The organism is Nisaea sp. (assembly GCF_017640745.1).
Lineage (GTDB): Bacteria > Pseudomonadota > Alphaproteobacteria > Thalassobaculales > Thalassobaculaceae > Nisaea.
The window spans coordinates 35,760-54,704 of the sequence record NZ_JAEPQA010000028.1 but is presented as its reverse complement, the minus strand read 5'-3'; the positions used below and the strand labels follow the sequence as shown (position 1 = coordinate 54,704).

Sequence of the window (18,945 nt, the reverse complement as noted above, 5' to 3'; positions counted from 1 at the left end):
GGCCGCATGACGGACGCTCTTTCCATTGCCGAACGGCCGTCTCCCAACCACGATGCGCGTCCCGACGGAACCGGCGTCGATATCCTGCTGCTGCATTATACCGGGATGCAGAACGCCGAAGCCGCGCTCGACCGGCTGACGGACGCGAATGCAAAGGTCAGCGCGCATTACCTGATCGCCGAGGACGGCACCTGCTGGCGCATGGTCGCGGAGGACCGCCGGGCCTGGCATGCCGGCGTCGCCTCCTGGGCGGGCGCATCGGACATCAATGCCCGTTCGATCGGCATCGAGCTGGTCAATCCGGGCCACCAGTTTGGCTACAGGCCGTTTCCAGAACCGCAGATGGAAAGCCTGAAAGCGCTCTGCCATGACATCCTCGCGCATCATCCGATCCCGCCGTCGCGCGTGCTTGGCCATTCCGACGTGGCGCCTGAGCGCAAGGAGGACCCGGGCGAGTTGTTCGACTGGGCCGGACTCGCGAAGAACGGCATCGGGCTCTGGCCGGAACCGGAACAGACCGGCGATCCGGAGATGCCATTCGGGGAAGCAATGCGTCTGCTAACTGAGATCGGCTACGCGGCGCCGGAGACAACGGTCATGACCGGCCCCGCGCGCAATGTCCTGCTCGCCTTCCAGCGGCGCTGGCTGCCGTCGGATCTTTGCGGGGCGCTGACGCCAGGGACGGCGGCCCGTATTCTTGAGGTTCACGCGGCGCTGACGCGCACTTAGTGAACCACCCTCCTTTCGAATTCTCCACTTCCGCCGTCATTCCGGCCGCAGAGCCTGGACCTTTTCGAGCAAAGGTCCGCACTCTTCATAGGAAAGTCCCGGATCAAGGTCCGGAATGATGAATTATCTGATCACTCCATCACCGCGAGCACCACCGGCTGGGTCGCGCGGCCGAGATAGCCCTTCGTATCGTAGAGGTCGCTCGTCGTGATCCCGAGACCGCTTGGGTTCCAGTGCGGTTGCGAATCCACCGCCAGCCACTCCCCCTCGATCGGCCGTTGCAGATGGATGGTGATCTCGGGGTTCGGGAACATCACCTTGTTCCGGTCGACCCAGTCCGGACGCGATAGTCCGGTCGCCCAGTCAGCGAGAGAGAGCACGCGTGCGAGACCACCCATATCCTCGACCACGGGATTGCGGTGCCGCATCCAGATCCGCCCGCTCTCCTCCCGGCGCATCTCGCAGGCCTCGAAGAACCAGGGCGCGTCGGTGACGCGGCCGACATGGAAGGGCTCGCCGCCGACCTCGGCCGGGATCAGGTCCCGCTCGGGAATGAACGGGAGCAGCTCCTCGGTCAGGAACAGGCCGGACGCGACGGCGCAGAGCTTGCCCTCCGAAGTCAGCTCCGCCGAGAGCTGGAGCGAGCGCCGCCCCTGACGGAGCGTGCGGACGGAGACCTGGATCGGCGCCATCGGGGTCGGGCGCAGGAGCGACAGCGACATCTGCAGGCCGTCACCGGCGCCGAGCTCGGCGGCCTGCCGTTCCATCGCCGCCGCGAGCAATCCGCCGGAAACGCCGCCATGCAGGCCAGGGAACGGCCCCTTGGCGAGCGGGCCCGGGATCCAGTTATCACCGTCGAAAATACAAACGGGGGAAGCTTTCATGGCGAAAGCTTCCCCCGCTTTAAGTCTTCAAGTCCAGTGCCCGGACGGAACGGTATCTATCGACTGAAACGCCATACCGGCGAAGGCCGGTACCCAGAAGATCGCGGATATCGTCCTACGATCCCTGGGCCCCGGCTTCCGCCGGGGTGACGATCCAGATTCTTACTCGGCCGCGACAGCGACCTCGGCCGCATGGGCGCGGACGGTCTTCTCATAAGCCTCAACCAGCGTCCGGGTCATGTCGCCCGGCGTGAAGCTGTAGGTGCCGATCTTGCCGACCGGGGTCACTTCCGCGGCCGTGCCGGTGAGGAAGCATTCGGTGGCGCGGGTCATGTCTTCCGGACGGATGTGCCGTTCGACCACTTCGTAACCGTTGTCCTTGGCGAGCTGGATCACCGTGCGGCGGGTGATGCCGTCGAGGAAGCAGTCCGGCTTCGGCGTGTGCAGGCGACCGTCATCCATCAGGAAGAAGATGTTGGCACCGGTCGCCTCGGCGACATAGCCGCGATAGTCGAGCATCAGCGCATCGTGGAAGCCGCGCGCCTCGGCGTCGTGCTTGCACATGGTGGCGATCATGTAGAGACCGGCCGCCTTGCTGTTGGTCGGCGCCGTGTCGGGGGCCGGGCGGCGCCATTTTCCGATGTCGAGGTTGATCCCCTTCATCTTGGCTTCCGGATCGAAATAGGACGGCCATTCCCAGGCTGCGATGGCGAGGTGAATGGTGTTCTTCTGTGCGGAGACCCCCATCATCTCGCTGCCGCGCCAGGCGACCGGACGGACATAGCCGTCGACGATGCCCATGGAGTCGATCACGGCCTGCTTCGCGGCCTCGATGGCATCGACGTCGTAGGGGATCGTGAAGCCGAGAATACCGGCGGAGCGATGCAGGCGCTCGGTATGTTCGCGGGACTTGAAAATGCGCCCGCTATAAACCCGTTCGCCCTCGAAGACCGAACTGGCATAATGCAGCCCGTGGCTCAGTACATGAAGTTTGGCATCGCGCCAGTCAAGCAGCGCACCATCCATCCAGATGGCGCCGTCCCGATCGTCAAAAGGAAGCAGGCTCATGAGGTTTCATCCCGGCAAGCTCCAAAGTCTAACCCGTTCGATTTATTCAACTTGACGGGCCCTTTGGATAGATTGTTACCCAAACATGGCCTGAGAACTAACATTCAGAAGGAAATATGTCAACATGGTTGACGTAAAAAGCATGGCGAACCCGCTCTTCCTGCGGGAGGAGGAATTGAGGCAGGGCATCGAGATGCTGTTTTTCGCCTATCGCGACTTCACCGGGGAGCCGGACGCGATCCTCGGCGAGCTCGGTCTCGGGCGGGCGCATCACCGGGTGATCTATTTCGTCGGGCGCAATCCCGAGATCACCGTCACCGACCTTCTGAAGATCCTCAAGATCACAAAGCAGAGCCTCTCGCGGGTGCTGAGCCAGCTCGTCAGCGAGGGCTATATCAACCAGGAGACGGACCAGGCGGACCGGCGCAAGAAGCTGCTGACCCTGACCGAAAAAGGTGTCGATCTCGAACGCAGCCTGACGGCGAACCAGCGGGCACGGATCGCCCGCGCCTACAGGGCCGCGGGCGCGGAGGCGGTGCAGGGCTTCCGCGAGGTGCTGCGCGGCATCATCGATCCGGCGGACCAGGAACGCTTCGAGATCGCCAGCCCGACCATGCCGGTGCCGCGGCGCAGCAAGGGACGCGGCTGACCGTGACCGAGGGCGACGATCTCGCGCATATCCTCGTCGTCGACGACGACAGCCGGTTGCGCGACCTGTTGACCCGTTTCCTCAGCGAGAACGGCTTCCGTGTGACCGCCGCGGGCGACGCCGCTGACGCGCGGCGCAAGCTGGCCGCAATCGAATACGACCTGATCGTCCTCGACGTCATGATGCCGGGCGAAACCGGGTTCGAGCTGACCCGCGCCCTCCGCAAGACACGCGAACTGCCGATCCTCCTGCTGACCGCGATGGGCGAGGTCGAAAACCGGATCGAGGGGCTGGAGACCGGCGCCGACGATTACCTGACCAAACCGTTCGAGCCGCGCGAACTGCTGCTCCGCATCCGCACCATCCTGCGCCGGACCCGCTCCGTGCCCGAGATCGCCGAGACGGGCAACGAGGTCACCTTCGGCCCCTACAGCTACAACCGGGCCCAGGGCGAGCTGACCAAGGGCGGACAGACCGTGCATCTGACGGAATCGGAAGCCCTGCTGCTCGGCTGCTTCGCGCAGGTGCCGGGGCGTACCCTCAGCCGTGAGGATCTCGTCGCCCGCAACGCGGTGAACGGGCACGAGCGCGCGGTCGACGTGCAGATCAACCGGCTGCGCCGCAAGATCGAGAAGGATCCGAAATTCCCGCGCTTCCTGCAGACGGTGCGCGGCAAGGGCTATGTCCTGAAAGCCACACCGCCAGGCACGTAAGCGCTTGATGGCGGGCCGGTTCCTATCCGCGGGCCGGAATTTCGCCTAATATGCGCCCCGTCCGGCCCAACCGGACCGTGCGAACAGAAAGAGCTGCAATCGCCTCATGGCAACGCTTGCCGAAAACCCTCCCAGAACCCGCAAACAGTCCTGGCTGAAACGCCACTTGCCGAAAACGCTGTTCGGTCGGGCGCTGGCGATTTTTCTGACGCCGCTGATCCTGATGCAGGCGATCTCGACCTTCGTCTTCTACGACCGGCACTGGGACACCATGGTGCGGCGTCTGGCCAGCTCGCTTGCCGGCGAGGTCGCGATGCTGGTCGACGAGGTCGAGGAGGATTCGAGCCCGGCCGCGCTGGCGCGGATCGACCGCAAGGCCCGCAACAGTCTCGCCCTGGTGGTCACCTACAGGGCCGGGGCGATCCTGGAGAACCGAACGAGCGATCCGCTGTTCGATCCGACGCTGCGCCAGATGCTCCGCTCCATGGAGGAACAGGTCCGCCGGCCCTTCGTCGTCAACCTGGATACGGACGAACGGCAGATCGCAATCGAGGTCCAGCTGCCGGACGGGGTCCTCGAGGTCCTCGCGCACGAGAAACGGCTCTACAGTTCGACGACCTATATCTTCGTCATGTGGATGCTCGGCAGCGCGCTGATCCTTTTCGCCATCGCGCTGATCTTCATGCGCAACCAGATCCGGCCGATCCGGAGGCTGGCGATCGCAGCCCGCGCCTTCGGTCTCGGACGCGAGGTCCCGGACTTCAAGCCGGAAGGCGCCAAGGAAGTTCGGCAGGCGGCCGAGGCCTTCCAGCAGATGCGGGCGCGGATCCGTCGCCAGATCAAGCAGCGCACCGACATGCTGAGCGGCGTATCGCACGATCTTCGGACCCCGCTTACGCGCATGAAGCTGCAACTCGCGATGCTCGGCGACGACACAGCGGTGCGGGAACTGCAGGCCGACGTGCAGGACATGGAGCGGATGGTCGAGGGTTACCTCGCCTTCGCGCGCGGCGAAGGGACGGAAGCCACCGTCACGACCGACATCAAGTCCCTGCTCGGCGATTTCGCCATCGGCGAACGGCGGGGCGGCGCACCTTTGGAACTCGAACTGACGACCCAGCCGCTTGCCCCCGTCGAACTCAAACCGCAATCGGTGAAACGGGCGCTTGCGAACCTGGTCTCCAATGCAAGGCGGCATGCGAAGACGGTACGGATCACGCTCGAAGCGAGCGAGGACGCCTTCGAAATCTTCGTCGACGACGACGGTCCGGGCATCCCGGAAGAGGACCGCGGCCGCGTCTTCAAACCTTTCTACCGCGGTGATCCCTCGCGCAATCCGGAGACCGGCGGTACCGGCCTTGGCCTCACCATCGCGCGCGACATAGTGCACAGCCATGGCGGCGAGATCGGTCTGGAAGACTCGCCCCTCGGCGGGCTAAGGGTGCGGATCCGGATTCCGGTCTGATCCGGCGCTAGAACAGGCGCCCGCCGTTCGGCACTTTCAGATCAGGACCAAGCAGGACGACGCCCCCCTCCTCGTCCGGAAAACCGACGACCAGGCATTCGCTCATGAACTTGCCGATCTGCTTCGGCGGGAAATTCACCACGCCCGCGACCTGTCGGCCTATGAGCGCTTCCGGCTGGTAATGCTTGGTGATCTGGGCGGAGGTCTTGCGCGTGCCGATTTCCGGGCCGAAATCGACCCAGAGCTTGATCGCCGGATTGCGTGCTTCCGGGAAAGGCTGGGCGTCGATCACGGTGCCGACGCGGATGTCGACCTTGAGAAAATCGGAATAGTCGATGGTCATGCTCTGCTCCCTTTTGGAGCGGACCTTAAGCGGCTGGCGCCGGCAGGTGAAGAGGAATTGCCGCCGCACAAACAAAGAGCCGCCGGCGCGAACACGCCGGCGGCTCTTGGTCAGATCCCTGGAAGAAGGATTACTTCTTCGAGGAGAGGCTCTGCACTTCGTCGAGGCTTTCGGCGATGCGCTTGTTGATCACGTCGAAGGCTTCCTGGTTCGACTTGGCGAGCATCTCGGAGATCTCGCGAATGTTCGCGACGGTCCGCTCGATGGTCGTCTTGACGGTCTCGGCCTGCTTGGCGACCCGATCTTCCGGCGCACCCTGGGCCATCAGCTCGCCGAGCGCCTTCTGGGATTCGGCAATCGCCTGCTGGAACAGTTCGGCCTGACGCTTGCCGATCGCCTGCATGCCTTCGGCAGCCAGCTGGTTCGCGGCAGTGATCGCCTCGATGTTCTTCTGCTGCGCGTTCATCAGCGCGTCGGCGTCGATGCCCGGCATCTTGAATTCGGTCATGATTTTCTGGAAATCGATATTGAGGAAGGGGTTTTCCTGCTTAGCCATTGGACGTCTCCACTTTTGCGCTTTGCCGGCCGCCCATTGCGAGAGGCCAGACTGTTGACCCGGCATTTTCTTACTGCATTGCAGCGCAGCTGCCGCACGTTGTGATTGGCGGTATATCGGGATATTTACTGAAAATGTCAAGAATAAATGTTGCACCGCAACAAAACCGTCGCGTGCAAAAAGGCACTTAATGCATACGGGATTTCTTCACCCCGAAAGGCGCGGAAGCGACCAACTCGTCGAGCTTCCTGAGACGCTTGTCGAGCGCCGCCATGGTGGGGCCGAGATCTTCACTCTTGTCTTCCAGCCACACGTTGAGAACGGAAATATAGAGTGCAGCCAAAACCTTGCGGCGCAGGCATCCGACCGGGCCCCGCGCGCGAAGGCCGCTCAGATGGAGCACATCCCCCATCGCTGAGTACAATCGTGGCAGCCCACCGAGCGCCATGCAGGGGTCCCGGCGCGCAGCTTTGAGCAGCGCCGCATAGCCGTCGCGATGTTCCTGAAGCAGTTCGAAGCGGGTCATCAGCGCGTCAAAAAGCCGCTCCGGCGCCGGCAGGTCAGGGTCTTCGGCATCAGGATCGACAGCGGCCACCGCTTCACGGTCGAACCGGTCCGCGATCCCATCCAGCAAGGCACGCTTGGTCCGGAAACTGCGCTCAAGTTCGACCGGCGGCAACCCCGCATGTTCGGCGACATCGTGCAGGGTCAGAGCGAACCAGCCACGCGCGCCGGCGACTTCAAGCGCCGCGTCGAGGATCTTGTCGGTATCTGCAGAGGACATCATCCGCTCTCTTGCCGGTTACCCCCTCGATATGGGCCGGCAAGAGACGGAAGCAAGATCGCCGGAGCTAGCCGGCCAGCTCGCGCGACCGGTCGGCGGCGGCCTTCAGGGCGCGCTCGAAGACCGGGCCGATGCCGTCCTCTGCCATCAGAACCTTCAGGGCCTCGGCCGTGGTTCCGCCGGGGCTGGTCACGTTCTGCCGAAGCTGCGCCGCCGGCTCGTCCGAGAGCCGTGCGAGCTCACCCGCTCCGGAAACCGTGGCCGAGGCGAGGCGCATCGCGAGATCGGCCGGCAGACCAAGCTTTTCGCCCGCCGCCGCCATCACCTCGATAAGAAGGAAGACATAGGCCGGGCCGCTACCCGAGACGGCCGTCACGGCATCGATCAGATCCTCGCTCGGCACCTCAAGCGCCTCGCCGACGGAGGAGAGCAGGTCGCCCGCGAGATCCATCTGAGCCTGGTTTGCCGCCTTGTTGCCGACATAGGCGGTAATCCCGCGCCCGACAGCGGCAGGCGTGTTCGGCATCGAGCGGATGATCGCGGCATCCGCCCCGAGCAATTTTTCGAAGTAGGAAATGGTCTTGCCGGCGGCAATCGAGAGGAACGCCGTTTCCGGGCCGACATAGCGCGAAAGAGGCGCCGCCTCGTCCATGACCTGCGGCTTCAGCGCGAGAATGACCATACCCGGATGGAAATCAGCCGGGATTTGCTCCTGGTCGCGGACAATCGTCACGCCGTCGATATTCACGAATTTTTTCGTCGCGGCCTCTGCGCGCTCGACCACGCAGACTCCGTGGGCGGCGTAGCCTTTTTCAAGCCAGCCTTGAAGAAGGGCACCGCCCATTTTGCCGCATCCAAGCAGCAGGAGAGATTTGTTCATTGGGAGCTCAAGCTTCTCCGACAACATCCAGCAGGGAGGCCTGCATGGCCTCTTCCGCCGATTTACCGCCCCAGATCACGAACTGGAACGCGGGGAAGAAACGTTCGCATTCGGTCAGGGCCACATCAACCAGATCCTCGAGCTGCTCGACGCTCGCGGAATGGGCACCGCGCAGCAGGCTGGTCTGACGGAACATCGGCGTTCCGTCCTCGGTCGAAAGATCGAAATGACCGAGCCAGAGCTTCTCGTTGATCATCGCCAGGAGGGAATGCACCTCGCGCCGCTTCTCGACCGGCACCCGGCTTTCGAAGATGCAGGAAAAGTGAAGCGCCCCCATATCCTCCTGCCAGAGGAAAAAGAGCCTGTAGTCCGCCCAGCGGCCCTGGATTTCGACTGCAAGTTCGTCGCTGCTCGCGCGCTCATGAGCCCAGTCGTTGGCTCCGACTATCTCCTCCATCAGATCTAACGGATTACGGGGAACTTCAACCGTTTCGACGTAAGTCAGAGACATACTATCTAACCCCCCTCTGAGAGGTGCGCTGTCCGGCGCTCCGGGGCGATCGTAGACAGGAAGGCTTGGTCTCGCGGACCGCCGAACACAGCCCGACTAGATCTAGCGTGGTGCCAATCGCCAAGCACCACGACAAGTAGACTCTCAAATGAGAGTCACGCGATCAACCTATATTTCGTGGGTCGTTCCTGAAAACTAGGTATATTTAGTTTTCATTACAAAACAGTAGGTTATTTCTCTTTTGTCGCATTCTGGGTTGCCGCCTTCGCGGAAGCCGCTGTTTTGGCCTGCTTAGGCGCCCTGCGCGCGGTTTTCGCCTTGCCGTCCTTCAGCGCCGCGATTTCCTTCTCCAGCGCGGAAATCCGCTTGGCGAGAGCCTCCTGCTCCTTGCGGGCGGCCGCGGCCTGATCCCGCACCGCGGCGAACTCCTCGTAGGTGACAAGGTCGTGCTCGCCGAGGAATCGCTCGAACTGCTGACGAATCATCTGCTCGAATTCCTCGCGGACGCCCGCCGCCGCCGACATCGCGCCGCTCGCCATCTTGGCGAGATCGTCAAAAAACCTGTTGCTCGTCTGCATCGGCGGCTCCTTCCGTCCGGCTTCGGCACCGTTCGGACCCAGACCTACTACTTTCGGGCTTGCGAAAGCAATCGGCGTCGGGCCAGAACAGCCATATGGTGTCATGCGCCGCGGTGGAAAAGGCAGAGGGCCGATTGCCGCGGCCGGGAAGGAAGCGCTCATGATTGTTGTCACCGGCGGCGCCGGCTTCATCGGATCGAACCTGGTCGCGGCGCTCAGCGAGCGCGAGGATACCGCCCGCGACCTCGTGGTCTGCGACACCCTCGGCAGCGGCGAGAAGTGGCGCAACATTGCGAAGCGCGAACTTGCCGACCTGATCCCGCCGGAAGACCTCTTCAGCTTCCTGGACGAACACAAGGACATGGTAAAGACCGTGTTCCATCTCGGGGCCAGTTCCTCGACCACCGAGCGGGACGCGGACTTCATCGTCAAACAGAACTTCCGCACTTCGATCGATCTCTGGAAATGGTGCGCCGAGAACGACGCCAGCTTGATCTATGCGTCTTCAGCGGCGACCTACGGCGACGGCACCGAGGGCTTCGACGACGATGCCAGCCTGGACGGGCTCGCGCGGCTGCAGCCGCTCAATCCATACGGCTGGAGCAAGCACCTCTTCGACCGCCGCATCGCCCGGCTCGTCTCAGAAGGACGCAAGACACCGAAGCAGTGGGCCGGCCTGAAGTTCTTCAATGTCTACGGCCCCAACGAGGCTCACAAGGGCGGGCAGAAAAGCGTCGTCGCGCAGATCTATCCGCGCGCCGCGGCGAACCTTCCTGCCACCCTGTTCCGCTCGCACCATCCGGATTACAAGGATGGCGGGCAGCTCCGCGATTTCGTCTGGGTCGGCGACTGCGTCGACGTGATGATGTGGCTGCACGATACACCGGAGGTCTCCGGCCTGTTCAATCTCGGCACCGGCCAGGCGCGTTCCTTCGCCGATCTCGCCCGCGCCGTCTATGTCGCGCTCGGCAAGGATCCGCGGATCGATTTCGTCGATACCCCGGTCGAGATCCGTGACCGCTACCAGTATTTCACCCAAGCCAACATGGACAAGCTGCGCAACGCCGGGTACCCGGGCCAGTTCACCTCGCTCGAGGAAGGCGTCCGGCGCTACGTGCAGGACTTCCTGGATTCCGACGATCCCTATCGCTGACCGCGGGAGCCCGGCCACATGGAGCAGAGTTTTCTGCAGTTCCCGAACATCGACCCGGTGATCTTCTCCATCGGTCCCTTCGCGGTCCGCTGGTACGCTCTCGCCTATATCGCCGGGCTGCTTCTCGGCTGGCGCTACTGCGTCCATCTCTGCCGGCAGGCGCCGCGTTTCATGGAACCGCAGGCGCTCGACGACCTGCTCGTCTATGCCACCCTCGGCGTCGTGCTCGGCGGGCGGATCGGCTACGTGCTGTTCTACAATCCGGCCTATTATTTCGAGAATCCGGCGCAGATCCTCCAGGTCTGGCAGGGCGGCATGGCCTTTCACGGCGGCATGCTCGGCACCGTCCTCGGCCTCGTCGTCTTCGCCCTGCGCCGGGGGATCAATCCGCTCGCCGTCGGCGACATGGTCGCCGCGGCGGCGCCGATCGGGCTGTTCTTCGGGCGCATCGCCAACTTCATCAATGGCGAGCTGTTCGGCCGGCCGGGCGACGTGCCCTGGGCGATGGTGTTCCCGAACGGCGGGCCGGAACCGCGGCATCCGAGCCAGCTCTACGAAGCGGCGCTTGAAGGTGCCCTGCTCTTCGGCCTGCTCGCCTTCCTGATCTGGCGCACGGACATCAGGCGCTATCCGGGTGCGGTCGGCGGCCTCTTCCTTGCCGGCTACGGGATCGCACGCTTCACCGTCGAATTCTTCCGCGAACCGGATGCCCAGCTCGGATACCTCTTCGCCGGCGCCACGATGGGCCAGCTTCTCTCCCTGCCGATGATCGTCGTCGGAATCGGCATCGCGCTCTGGGCCCGGCGCCGACCGGCCATGACCGAGGGCGCATGACGGACGGACCGCTCGTCCCGTATCTGAAAGACCTGATTGCCGCCGAAGGACCGCTGAGCCTCGCGCGCTACATGCGAGAGGCCCTGCTGCATCCGGAGCATGGCTACTATACCGGCCGGGAGCCTTTCGGAACGCAAGGCGACTTCATAACAGCGCCGGAAATTTCCCAGGTCTTCGGTGAGCTGATCGGGCTTTGGTGCGCCGCGGTCTGGCAGCAGATCGGATCGCCGGAACGCGTGGCGCTCGTCGAATTCGGGCCCGGGCGCGGCACCCTGATGGCGGATGCTCTGAGGGCGGCCCGCATCGTCCCAGGATTTGCCGAGGCCATCGAGGTGCATCTGGTCGAGGCCAGCCCGCGCCTTCGGGAGATCCAGCGTACGGCGCTTCCCGGCATCCGGGTGACCTGGCACTCCGCCCCAGACACGCTCCCCGCCTGCCCCACGCTCATGATCGGCAACGAGTTCTTCGATGCCCTTCCGATCAATCAGCTCGTCTATCGATCCGGCATGTGGCAGGAGCGCTGCATCGGATGGAACGAGGAGAAAAGCGCGTTGAGCTGGGTCGAGAAGCAGGCCACGGACGATCTTGAAGCATGCGTTCCGGCCGCGGCCGGAGCGCCGGACGAAGGCGACATATTCGAGATCTCGGCGGAGGGGCGTGCGCGTATGGATGAGATCGCCCGGCACATCCGCCGGCACGGCGGCGCCGGGCTGTTCATCGATTACGGCCACGGCAGCAGCGCTTTCGGGGATACATTCCAGGCGGTGAAGGCGCACAAGCCGGTCGACCCGCTTTCCGCGCCGGGCACGGCGGACCTTACGGCCCATGTCGATTTCGACGCCCTTCTCGATACCGCCGCAGCAACCGGCTGCAACGGATTCGGAACCGTCACGCAGGTCGCCTTCCTGACGGCGCTCGGGATCGAACAAAGGGTGGAGCGGCTGCTCGCTCAGGCTTCGGAGACGCAGGCTGCGACGCTACGCAGCGGTGCACGCCGCTTGATCGATCCGGCCGAAATGGGCACGCTGTTCAAGGTTGTTGCGGTTGCCGCCCGGGAGATCGAGGAATTGCCCGGGTTCGGTCCGCCGAGGGACCAGGCACGGACCTGAAGGAGACGCGAGAGCGTGATCCAGCTTGACGAGTTGAACACGGACAAGATCCGCCATGCTTTCTATACACGGCGCGGCGGCGTCAGCCAGGGGATATACCGCTCGCTGAATTGCGGATTCGGGTCCGGAGACCAGCGGAAGTCCGTCGCCGCGAATCGCGCCCGCACGATGGCCGCCCTCGACTGCGAACCGGAAATCCTCATCACCTGCAACCAGATCCATTCCAGCATCGTGCATGTCATCGACAGCGACGAGCGGCCGGCGGAGCCGCCGCGTGCCGACGGCCTGGTGACCATGCGCAAGAACGTCGCGCTCGGCATTCTGACCGCCGATTGCGCGCCGGTCCTGTTCTCAGATCCGGCGGACGGGATCATCGGCGCCTGCCATGCAGGCTGGCGCGGCGCGCTGAACGGCGTCATCGAGGCGACCGTCGATGCAATGATCGAACTCGGTGCCAGGCCGGACAATATCCAGGCCGCCGTCGGCCCCTGCATCGGCCGCGCCTCCTACGAGGTCGGTCCCGAATTCCCGCAACCCTTCCTCGAGCAGGACCGCAACAACGCCGAATTCTTCTCGCCGGGCGATCGCGAGGGTCACTTCCAGTTCGATCTCTCGAACTATTGCGCCTCGCGCCTTTCCCGCCTCGGGCTCGGCGAGATCTACCGTCTCGACTGCGACACCTGCCGCGACGAGCCGAACTTCTTCAGCTACCGGCGCTCCCGCCTGCGCGAGGAGCCGGATTACGGGCGCCAGCTCTCGACCATCGTCATCGCGGAGTAGCATCGTGCTGCACTTCACCGAGGAAGAACTCGCGGACCGCCGTGCGCGCGCAATCGCACTCATGGAAGAGCGCGGCCTCGACGGGCTGCTGATGTTCCGTCAGGAGAGCATGTTCTACCTGACCGGCTACGACACTTTCGGCTTCTGTTTCTTCCAGTGCCTCTATCTCGGCGCCGACGGACGGCTCGCACTGATCACCCGGGCACCCGATCTGCGGCAGGCGCAGAACACCAGCATGATCGGCGACATCCGGATCTGGGTCGACCGTGACGGCGCAACGCCGGCGAGCGAGCTCAAGGCGATGCTGAGCGAGTTCGGCTGTGCCGGAAAGACTCTCGGGATCGAGTACGACGCCTACGGTCTGACCGCCCGCAACGGCATGGCGGTGAACGCGGAGCTCGACGGATTCTGTGGCCTGAAAGACGCGTCAGAACTGGTCTCGGAACTCCGGGTGGTCAAGTCGCCGGCCGAACTCGCCTATGTGCGCCGCGCGGCCGAGTTGGCGGACGACGCGCTGCTCGCTGCGCATGAAGTGACCGCGCCCGGCGTCTTCGAGGGCGACATTCTCGCCGCCATGCAGGGCGCGGTCTTCAAGGGCGGCGGCGACTATCCCGGCAATGAGTTCATCATCGGATCCGGCTCTGACGCCCTGCTCTGCCGCTATTTCACCGGGCGGCGGACGCTGGCGGCGCAGGACCAACTCACGCTGGAGTTCGCCGGGGCCTACCGGCACTACCATGCCTGCATGATGCGGACGATCCCGGTCGGGCCCGTCAGGGACGGACATGTCGACATGCACAGCGCCTGCGTCGAGGCGCTGGAGGCCTGCCGCAACGCTCTGCGCCCCGGCGGGACCGTGGGCTCGGTCTTCGACGCCCATGCGGCGGTGATGGATCGGCGCGGCTACCGCCATGCCCGGATGAATGCCTGCGGCTACTCGCTGGGCGCGGTCTTCGCCCCGATCTGGATGGACTACCCGATGTTCTATCACGCAAACCCGGTCGTGATCCGGCCGGGCATGGTGTTCTTCGCGCATATGATCCTGATGGATAGCGACAAGGACCTTGCGATGAATGTCGGCGAGACCTTTATTGTCACAGACGACGGCAACGAGCGGCTCTCAAAACTCCCGCTCGATCTGGTTTGCCGATAACCGAAGACGCGGAGCGCCGCGGCGATGCCTCACCTGCAGATCCTCTTCGCGGCAACCCTCCTCGGGTTGCTTGTCAGCTGCATTCTGGTCGTCTAAAGCGGCGCCCATGAGAAAAGCAGTCCGGTTCCGTTCCGGCCGCTCCTTCCCGGGTGCGGTCCTCGTCCTCCTGATGGTGCTCGTGCTCGCGTCCTGCGGCGAGATCCCGCGCCCTTTCGCCCCGCAAGTCGACAAGAAATCCCACAACGCGTTCCTCTTCGTCCCGGAGACCGCCGGCATCCATGTCGAACCGGTCGAAGGACCGGTGCCGTGGGTCGGCGCGGCGATGGCACATGCCATGGCCGGTGCACTGGTCGATCACAATGTCGTCGCCAGCGACAGGACCCGCAACCGCCGCAGCTTCATCCTGAAGAGCAAGGGGTACCAGCAGCTCCGCAATGACGGGCCGGCGGAGCTCGTGATGGACTGGGCACTGGTCTCCCCGGAAGGCGAAAAAGTCGGCGAGAAAACCGTTGTTTCCGTCCCGCCACCCGCCTTCTGGGAAGAACCGGTAGACGCGCACTTCGCGGAGATTGCGGAAGCAACGGCGCCGCAGGTCGCCGCCTGGCTGGTCCCGGAGATCGGTCCTCGCGCAGCGGCCGCCCTGCCATCCGTACAGCTCGATCTGATCGACGGCCCCGACCAGCACGGCAACGCGGTTCTGCGCCAGACCATGCTTCTCAGACTGCAGTCGCGCGGCATCGAGATCGTCGACAGCAGCGCCATTCCCGACGGCGCTCTCTCTCTCAAGGGCAGGATCGACATCAAGCCGCTGAACGGCGAGACCGACCTTGTCGCGATTTCCTGGCGCCTCGCCGATCCCGGCGAACGCGAGATCGGCGTGATCGACCAGAACAATACCGTGCCTGCCGGGAGCATGGAGAAAAACTGGCTCAGCGCCGCGCCCCTGATCGCCGACGGCGCGCTCGAAGGGCTGCTGCCGCTGCTGGAAGCCTACGAGCGCCAAAGGATAGGCGGTAGTGGTGTCACAAAGCGGCAATAACCCTTGCACCTTTTCGACCCGCGCTGATATGGTCCGCCCGCTTTCAAAGACGCCGCACCGCTGGGCATCCGGCTCAGTTTGATAGGGACTTCGCCGCCTCCTTCCCAACTTGCGACCACAGGGCACGAATGTCAGACGTTCGTATGAAGATCTTGGCCTGCAACAGCAACAGGCCGCTGGCGGAAACCATCGCCGCCTACCTGAACATGCCGTTGACGAAAGCCGATGTCAGGCGCTTCTCCGACATGGAAGTGTTCGTCGAGATCCAGGAAAACGTGCGCGGCGAGGACGTCTTCGTCATCCAGCCGACCTCCTATCCGGCAAACGACAACCTGATGGAACTGCTGGTGACGCTCGATGCGCTGAAACGCGCGTCGGCCCGGCGCATCACGGCGGTCATTCCCTATTACGGCTATGCCCGTCAGGACCGGAAGTCCGGCTCCCGCACGCCGATCTCCGCCAAACTTGTCGCGAACCTGATCACCGTCGCGGGCGCGGACCGGGTCCTGACGATCGATCTGCATGCGGGTCAGATCCAGGGCTTCTTCGATATCCCGACCGACAACCTCTTCGCCGCGCCTGTGTTCCACAAGGACATCACCGAGCGTTATGGCGACGAGCAGATCACCATCGTCTCGCCGGACGTCGGCGGCGTGGTCCGGGCCCGGGCGCTCGCCAAGCCGCTGAATGCCGATCTCGCGATCATCGACAAGCGGCGCGAACGCGCCGGAGTCTCCGAGGTGATGAACATCATCGGCGACGTGAAGGACAAGCGCTGCATCCTGGTCGACGATATCGTCGACAGCGGCGGCACGCTCTGCAACGCGGCCGAGGCCCTGATCGAGTCCGGTGCGGTCTCCGTCGACGCCTATATCACCCACGGTGTTCTCTCCGGCGGTGCCGTCGCGCGCATCACCTCCTCGCCGCTGCAGTCGCTGGTGACCACGGACAGCATCGCGACAACGGAAGCTGTCCGCGTCGCGCGCAATATCCGGCAGATTTCGGTTGCGCCGCTGCTTGGCGAGTCGATCCGGCGCATCGCCGAGGAACGCTCGGTTTCCAGCCTCTTCAATTTCTGACCGGGTCCTGGCAGGACCCAGTATCAGGCGCGGCGTAAAAGGCTGGCTTTTTCCCGAGAAAGCCACTAAAACGCCCCGCTCATCCGTTCCGCTTGACGGGTCGGCACCCCTGGAGGTCGGCCGTGGGCGGGACTTTTCTATTGGAGATACAAAATGTCTGACGTGATCGAACTGAGCGCCCAGACGCGTGACCGGGTCGGTAAGGGGTCCGCCCGCGCTGCCCGTCGTGCGGGGCTCGTCCCGGCCGTTATCTACGGCGACAAGAAAGACCCGGTTTCCATCACCCTGGAAGAACGGGTGCTGGTGAAGCAGCTGCATCAGGCCGGCTTCTTCTCGACCCTGATCGACCTCGATATCGAGGGCAAGAAGCACCGCGTGCTCGCACGTGACGTGCAGCTCCATCCGGTCACCGACCGTCCGGAGCATGTCGACTTCCTGCGCATCAGCGCGACCTCGACGATCCACGTCGAAGTGCCGGTCGAGTTCATAAACGAAGAGAAGTGCCCGGGCCTCAAGGCCGGCGGCGTTCTCAACGTCGTGCGCCACGAAGTCGAGGTGAGCTGCCGTCCGGACCAGATGCCGCACTCGCTCGTCATCAACCTCGAAGGCTACAAGGTCGGCGACAGCATCCATATCAGCGCCGTCGACATGCCGGAAGGCGTCGCCCCGACCATCACCGACCGCGACTTCACCGTCGCCACCATCGCCGCCCCGTCGGCGCTCCGTGGCAAGTCCGACGATGAGGATGCGGAAGAGGCGGACGAAGCCGACGAGTCCGAGGAAGACGAAGAGTAATCCACCTAGCGACGCCGCGCTGACTCCGGCGCGGCGTTTCGGGAAGGGACCGTGCGATGTTTCTGTTCGTTGGCCTAGGCAATCCCGGGCCGAAATACGAGCTGACGCGCCATAATATCGGGTTCCTCGTCGCCGACGAGATTGCCTCGAGCTACGGTTTCGGCCCCTTCCGCGCCCGTTTCCAGGCCCTCACCGCCGACGGCACCGTCGGCGGTGAGAAGGTCCTGCTGATGAAGCCGACCACCTTCATGAACGAATCCGGCCGCGCGGTCGGCGAGGCGGTCCGGTTCTTCAAGATCCCGCTCGAAAACATCATCGTCTTCTATGACGAGATCGACCTCGCGCCCGGCAAGATCCGCGTGAAACGCGGCGGCGGCGCGGGCGGTCACAACGGCATCCGCAGCATCGATGCGCATGTCGGCAAGGACTACTGGCGCGTGCGCCTCGGGGTCGGCCATCCGGGCGACAAGAACCGGGTGAAGGACTACGTGCTGAACGATTTCGCCAAGGCGGAACGCGAGGGTTGGCTCTCCAAGCTGATCCCGGCGGTCGCCGACGAGGCGGACCTTCTCGTGCGCGGCGAGGATGGCAGCTTCATGAGCCGGGTGAGCCAGGCCGTGTTCCCGCAGCGCCCGAAGCCGCCAAAACCGAAGAACCTGCCGAAAGCCGAAACGGCCGAAGGCACAGAAGATAACAGTCAGGATCGTTAGTCATGGGCTTCAAGTGCGGCATCGTCGGTCTGCCGAATGTCGGCAAATCCACTCTTTTCAACGCCCTGACACAGACGGCGGCGGCCGAGGCGGCGAATTATCCCTTCTGCACCATCGAGCCGAACACCGGCCGCGTCGCCGTGCCCGATCCGCGTCTCGACAAACTCGCGGCGCTCGCGGGCTCGAAGCAGATCCTGCCGACCCAGCTTGAGTTCGTCGACATTGCCGGCCTGGTGCGCGGCGCCAGCAAGGGCGAAGGCCTCGGCAACCAGTTCCTCGCCAATATCCGCGAGGTCGACGCTATTGTGCATGTCCTGCGCTGCTTCGAATCCGACGATATCACCCATGTCGAGGGTTCGGTCGATCCGCTGCGCGACGCCGAGACCATCGATACCGAGCTGATGCTCTCCGACCTCGAGAGCCTCGAGCGCCGGGTCGCGCCGCTGGAGAAGAAGGCGAAGTCCGGCGACAAGGACGCGAAGGTCCAGGTCGCGATCATGAGCAAGATCCTCGATGCGCTGCGCGACGGCAAGCCGGGGCGCTCCATCAAGGACTGGAGCCCGGAAGAAAAGAAGATCGTCGACACGCTGCAGCTCCTGACCACCAAGCCGGTGCTCTATGTCTGCAACGTCGAAGAAGAGAACTCCGCCGAGGGCAATGAGAATTCCGCCAAGGTCTTCAAGATGGCCGAGGCCGAAGGGGCCGTCGCGGTTGTGATTTCCGCCGCCATCGAGGCCGAGATCGCGCAGCTCGGCAGCGCCGAGGAGAAGAAGGAGTTCCTGGAGACGCTCGGTCTCGAGGAAACCGGCCTCGCCCGCGTCATTCGCGCCGGCTACAGCCTGCTCGACTTGCTCACCTTCTTCACCGTCGGCCCGAAGGAGGCCCGCGCCTGGACCGTCGGCCGCGGCGCCAAGGCGCCGAACGCGGCGGGCGTGATCCATACCGATTTCGAACGCGGCTTCATCCGCGCCGAGACAATTTCCTACGACGATTTCGTCGCCTGCGGCGGCGAACAGGGCGCCAAGGAAGCGGGCAAGATGCGAGTCGAGGGCTCCGAATATCTGGTGAAGGACGGCGACGTCTTCCACTTCCGCTTCAACGTCTGACCTCCAACTTCCGACCTCGCGAGAGCA

22 protein-coding genes are annotated in these 18,945 nt (G+C 64.1%); 14 read left to right on the top strand and 8 right to left on the bottom strand.

Features of this window, described 5'->3' with window-relative positions; genetic code table 11:
* The first annotated feature begins 6 nt into the window (after positions 1-6).
* Positions 7-729, top strand: a complete 723-nt coding sequence (locus JJ959_RS17660) for an N-acetylmuramoyl-L-alanine amidase (RefSeq protein ID WP_292886596.1) — start codon at positions 7-9, stop codon at positions 727-729.
* A 131-nt stretch (positions 730-860) separates the two neighbouring features.
* Here the strand turns inward: JJ959_RS17660 and JJ959_RS17655 are convergent, their stop codons facing one another.
* Together JJ959_RS17655 and JJ959_RS17650 are read right to left on the bottom strand one after the other, a co-directional pair.
* The gene (locus JJ959_RS17655) at positions 861-1,613 is read right to left on the bottom strand and encodes a thioesterase family protein (RefSeq protein ID WP_292886593.1); all 753 of its coding nucleotides are present in this window, start codon (positions 1,611-1,613) and stop codon (positions 861-863) included.
* Between the two features lie 162 nt (positions 1,614-1,775).
* On the bottom strand, positions 1,776-2,681 hold the full coding sequence (locus tag JJ959_RS17650) for a branched-chain amino acid aminotransferase (protein WP_292886590.1): 906 nt from the start codon (positions 2,679-2,681) through the stop codon (positions 1,776-1,778).
* 124 nt (positions 2,682-2,805) lie between these two features.
* Between JJ959_RS17650 and JJ959_RS17645 the strand changes: the two genes are divergently transcribed.
* From JJ959_RS17645 to JJ959_RS17635, 3 genes are all read left to right on the top strand, one after another.
* Positions 2,806-3,330, top strand: coding sequence for a MarR family transcriptional regulator (locus JJ959_RS17645; RefSeq protein ID WP_193186737.1), 525 nt, complete (start codon positions 2,806-2,808; stop codon positions 3,328-3,330).
* Positions 3,331-3,332: 2 nt separating this feature from the next.
* Entirely contained in the window at positions 3,333-4,043 is a 711-nt protein-coding gene (locus JJ959_RS17640; RefSeq protein WP_292886585.1) for a response regulator transcription factor, read from the top strand.
* A gap of 166 nt (positions 4,044-4,209) precedes the next feature.
* A complete protein-coding gene (locus tag JJ959_RS17635) occupies positions 4,210-5,508 on the top strand; it encodes an ATP-binding protein (protein ID WP_292886582.1) in 1,299 nt (432 codons plus the stop codon).
* A 7-nt stretch (positions 5,509-5,515) separates the two neighbouring features.
* Here the strand turns inward: JJ959_RS17635 and JJ959_RS17630 are convergent, their stop codons facing one another.
* From JJ959_RS17630 to JJ959_RS17605, 6 genes are all read right to left on the bottom strand, one after another.
* Positions 5,516-5,851: a tRNA-binding protein gene (locus JJ959_RS17630; RefSeq protein ID WP_292886579.1), complete on the bottom strand. Its 336-nt coding sequence runs from the start codon at positions 5,849-5,851 to the stop codon at positions 5,516-5,518.
* Positions 5,852-5,981: 130 nt separating this feature from the next.
* A complete protein-coding gene (gene phaP / locus JJ959_RS17625; RefSeq protein WP_193186729.1) occupies positions 5,982-6,407 on the bottom strand; it encodes a phasin family protein in 426 nt (141 codons plus the stop codon).
* A 187-nt stretch (positions 6,408-6,594) separates the two neighbouring features.
* Entirely contained in the window at positions 6,595-7,191 is a 597-nt protein-coding gene (locus JJ959_RS17620) for a TetR/AcrR family transcriptional regulator (protein ID WP_292886574.1), read from the bottom strand.
* 67 nt (positions 7,192-7,258) lie between these two features.
* Positions 7,259-8,071, bottom strand: coding sequence for a pyrroline-5-carboxylate reductase (proC, locus tag JJ959_RS17615; protein ID WP_292886571.1), 813 nt, complete (start codon positions 8,069-8,071; stop codon positions 7,259-7,261).
* Positions 8,072-8,078: 7 nt separating this feature from the next.
* Positions 8,079-8,528: a YbjN domain-containing protein gene (locus tag JJ959_RS17610; protein ID WP_292886568.1), complete on the bottom strand. Its 450-nt coding sequence runs from the start codon at positions 8,526-8,528 to the stop codon at positions 8,079-8,081.
* Positions 8,529-8,812: 284 nt separating this feature from the next.
* Positions 8,813-9,160, bottom strand: coding sequence for an accessory factor UbiK family protein (locus tag JJ959_RS17605; protein WP_292886566.1), 348 nt, complete (start codon positions 9,158-9,160; stop codon positions 8,813-8,815).
* 160 nt (positions 9,161-9,320) lie between these two features.
* On the opposite strand from JJ959_RS17605, the gene rfaD reads away from it, so the two are divergent.
* The 10 genes from rfaD to ychF all read left to right on the top strand — a co-directional run bounded on the left by rfaD (position 9,321) and on the right by ychF (position 18,918).
* On the top strand, positions 9,321-10,313 hold the full coding sequence (rfaD, locus tag JJ959_RS17600; protein WP_292886563.1) for an ADP-glyceromanno-heptose 6-epimerase: 993 nt from the start codon (positions 9,321-9,323) through the stop codon (positions 10,311-10,313).
* Positions 10,314-10,331: 18 nt separating this feature from the next.
* The gene (gene lgt / locus JJ959_RS17595) at positions 10,332-11,147 is read left to right on the top strand and encodes a prolipoprotein diacylglyceryl transferase (protein WP_292886561.1); all 816 of its coding nucleotides are present in this window, start codon (positions 10,332-10,334) and stop codon (positions 11,145-11,147) included.
* Entirely contained in the window at positions 11,144-12,256 is a 1,113-nt protein-coding gene (locus tag JJ959_RS17590) for an SAM-dependent methyltransferase (protein ID WP_292886558.1), read from the top strand. Before lgt ends, JJ959_RS17590 begins: the two co-directional genes overlap by 4 nt.
* A gap of 15 nt (positions 12,257-12,271) precedes the next feature.
* Positions 12,272-13,036 (top strand): peptidoglycan editing factor PgeF, encoded by a 765-nt coding sequence (pgeF, locus tag JJ959_RS17585; RefSeq protein WP_292886555.1) that lies wholly within the window; start codon positions 12,272-12,274, stop codon positions 13,034-13,036.
* Positions 13,037-13,040: 4 nt separating this feature from the next.
* Positions 13,041-14,189, top strand: coding sequence for a Xaa-Pro peptidase family protein (locus JJ959_RS17580; RefSeq protein WP_292886552.1), 1,149 nt, complete (start codon positions 13,041-13,043; stop codon positions 14,187-14,189).
* 106 nt (positions 14,190-14,295) lie between these two features.
* Positions 14,296-15,228 (top strand): hypothetical protein, encoded by a 933-nt coding sequence (locus JJ959_RS17575; protein ID WP_292886549.1) that lies wholly within the window; start codon positions 14,296-14,298, stop codon positions 15,226-15,228.
* 143 nt (positions 15,229-15,371) lie between these two features.
* Positions 15,372-16,307 carry a ribose-phosphate pyrophosphokinase gene (locus tag JJ959_RS17570; RefSeq protein WP_292886615.1) on the top strand — a complete coding sequence of 312 codons (936 nt, stop codon included), beginning with the start codon at positions 15,372-15,374 and terminating at the stop codon, positions 16,305-16,307.
* 153 nt (positions 16,308-16,460) lie between these two features.
* Entirely contained in the window at positions 16,461-17,102 is a 642-nt protein-coding gene (locus tag JJ959_RS17565; RefSeq protein WP_292886546.1) for a 50S ribosomal protein L25/general stress protein Ctc, read from the top strand.
* Positions 17,103-17,158: 56 nt separating this feature from the next.
* Positions 17,159-17,812, top strand: coding sequence for an aminoacyl-tRNA hydrolase (gene pth / locus JJ959_RS17560; RefSeq protein ID WP_366817079.1), 654 nt, complete (start codon positions 17,159-17,161; stop codon positions 17,810-17,812).
* Positions 17,813-17,814: 2 nt separating this feature from the next.
* On the top strand, positions 17,815-18,918 hold the full coding sequence (ychF, locus tag JJ959_RS17555; protein WP_292886543.1) for a redox-regulated ATPase YchF: 1,104 nt from the start codon (positions 17,815-17,817) through the stop codon (positions 18,916-18,918).
* The last annotated feature ends 27 nt before the right edge of the window (positions 18,919-18,945 follow it).